Here is a 2270-nt window from a genome sequence, read left to right as displayed (position 1 = left end):
TTCAAGATTGAGTTGAGTGTTCGCTAGAGATAAAGAATCAATATCTTTTAGAAAAGGATAAGTATCTTTATATTGAGCTGGACGGTTATATAAGTGGGTTTTATTCAATTCATAGTGTTTCTGTTTGCCTTCTAACATCTTATTCCATAAAAAGCGATTATGGCCTAAGGTCATATGAATCAAAGTCTTTTGAGATTCAGTGGGATAGATCCTAAACTTAAAGGCTTTATTCATCTGGTTCACCTTGGCTTTCAGTAGAGTGCAGAAACGGGTATGAATACACCTTTATTATAACATTATTTATAATGATTTGTAAATATAAGAAAATCAATTCATCCCACTACCTGTAGAGGAAGGGGACTTCTTGATTGGATTGTTAAAAAAGATACCATGTCTGCGTCATGGTATCCGGTCGATGATGACTAAATATGCAGGTTATCTATCATCGGATTGGTTTCATTTTACCCATTTTATATAGAGAATTCAAATATAATACCTCAACGGTTCTAAAAATCTAAATAACTATATAGACTGGGAATCCTTAGATTCTACATAGAACTTCATACCAGTTCCTGTATCCTCTACATAAGTTCGACTAGGATACTTCAACAAGAGCGCTGTGACATAAAAATCACCGATACAACCTGAGAAATGAATGATGAATACAAAATAGGCTATCAAGTCATAAGGCCCTTCTAAAAAAATCGATAATAGAATTAATGCAGTATTTAGAATCACCGCTGGCGCTAGTCCGATGATGAGATAATTCTTTTTCTTATATGTATAACCTGGGGTTGAGGCTGAAAATGCCCATCCATGAAATTGATATTTCACTTTCGCTTGACTGAAGCGATGGAAAAATATAGAATAAATCAAAGGTGCCTAATTGATCAAAATCAAATCGTCCAAATCCTAAAAGCAAAGGCAAAATAATCACAATCGATAAAACATTTAATAGCAAAAATACTTTTTTGTCTTTTTGTAAATCGAGGGTATATTTCAGTTCATACCCCTCTGGAACACCTAAACATGACTTCATATGTATTACCATCCTTTACATCTATTATAAAGGATTAAATAGTTTTTGAATTAATTTTTTCTAATTTTATAGCTGCATCAATTATGGGTTTGACTTTGGTTCCGAGTAATTCAATGGTTTTCATTACTTTGTCGTGGTCAAGTTGACCCACAGGAATGTGTAATGCAAAACGGTGGATGCCTAAGGTTTTTCTTAGGTGTAATATCTTCTTCGCGATATACTCCGGATCACCTACGAATAAGGCACCATCCATCGAACGGCTCGCATCATAGGTACTTCTGGTATAGGTTGACCAGCCGCGTTCTTTACCGATGATATCCATCGCTTGTTTAATCGAAGGAAAATAGGTTTCTACCGCATCATTCATATCTTCGGCGATATAGCCATGTGAATGAACCGATATTTGCATTTCTTTTGGGTCAAATCCGCGTTCTTTATAGGTTTTGGTATAAAGGTCGACTAGCGGTTTAAACATTCTAGGATAGCCGCCAATGATGGCTAAAAATAGGGGTAAACCGTAATTCGCAGCTCTCACCGCAGATGCCGGAGTACCGCCGACTGCAACCTGAATTGGTAATTTATAATTGGTTCTTGGATAGACACCCAGTTGGTCAATCGGTGCTCTGGCTTTACCTTCGAAGGAGACGATTTCGTTGTCTCTAATTTGTAATAGCAAATCCAACTTTTCTGCAAACAAACGGTCATACGAATTTAAATCATACCCAAATAATGGGAACGATTCTATAAAAGACCCACGACCAGCCATGATTTCTGCACGACCTTTGGTGAGTGCATTTAGGGTTGCGAAGTTTTGATAGACTCTGACAGGGTCATCAGATGACAGCACTGTCACAGCTGAACCCAATTTGATATGTTTAGTTAATCGTGCAGCTGCAGCCAGAATCGTATGGGGCGCTGAAGCTGCGAAATCTTTACGGTGGTGTTCACCAATGCCATAGTAATCTAATCCCACTTGATCAGCGAGCACAATCTCATCAATCAATTGGTTAATGCGTTCATCATAAGAGATGGTTTTGCCTGTTTTTAAGTCTGGCATCACTTCTGCAAAAGTTGTGATTCCAAGTTCGAATTTACTCATAATTAACATGTAAGATTTAAATTGTATTAAGTTAGCACTTAAGATGAATTCAAACCTTTCCTCTTTCTTTCTAATTTAATATACTAATAATGTACTGTGGATTTGTTTCATACTAATACAGCTAGACTGTTT

3 protein-coding genes are annotated in these 2270 nt (G+C 36.7%); all 3 read right to left on the bottom strand.

The window, feature by feature from the left end:
• On the bottom strand, positions 1-234 hold a 234-nt coding region (locus tag N7603_RS08895; protein ID WP_262097074.1), incomplete at its 3' end, for a helix-turn-helix domain-containing protein.
• Between the two features lie 288 nt (positions 235-522).
• Complete coding sequence (locus N7603_RS08890; protein WP_262097073.1) at positions 523-876, bottom strand: DUF3267 domain-containing protein; 354 nt, start codon at positions 874-876, stop codon at positions 523-525.
• A gap of 197 nt (positions 877-1073) precedes the next feature.
• A complete protein-coding gene (locus tag N7603_RS08885; protein WP_262097072.1) occupies positions 1074-2138 on the bottom strand; it encodes an LLM class flavin-dependent oxidoreductase in 1065 nt (354 codons plus the stop codon).
• Positions 2139-2270 lie beyond the last annotated feature (132 nt).

The sequence above is a fragment of the Paracholeplasma vituli genome, from assembly GCF_025446935.1.
Lineage (GTDB): Bacteria > Bacillota_I > Bacilli_A > Acholeplasmatales > UBA5453 > Paracholeplasma > Paracholeplasma vituli.
Note: the sequence above shows the minus strand (reverse complement) of the source record. Positions and strands in the feature narration are given on the sequence as shown.

What these genes read in the sequence shown, in the direction of transcription:
- N7603_RS08885 (WP_262097072.1), bottom strand. Translation starts at nt 2,138, where the DNA reads ATGAGTAAATTCGAACTTGGAATCACAACTTTTGCAGAAGTGATGCCA.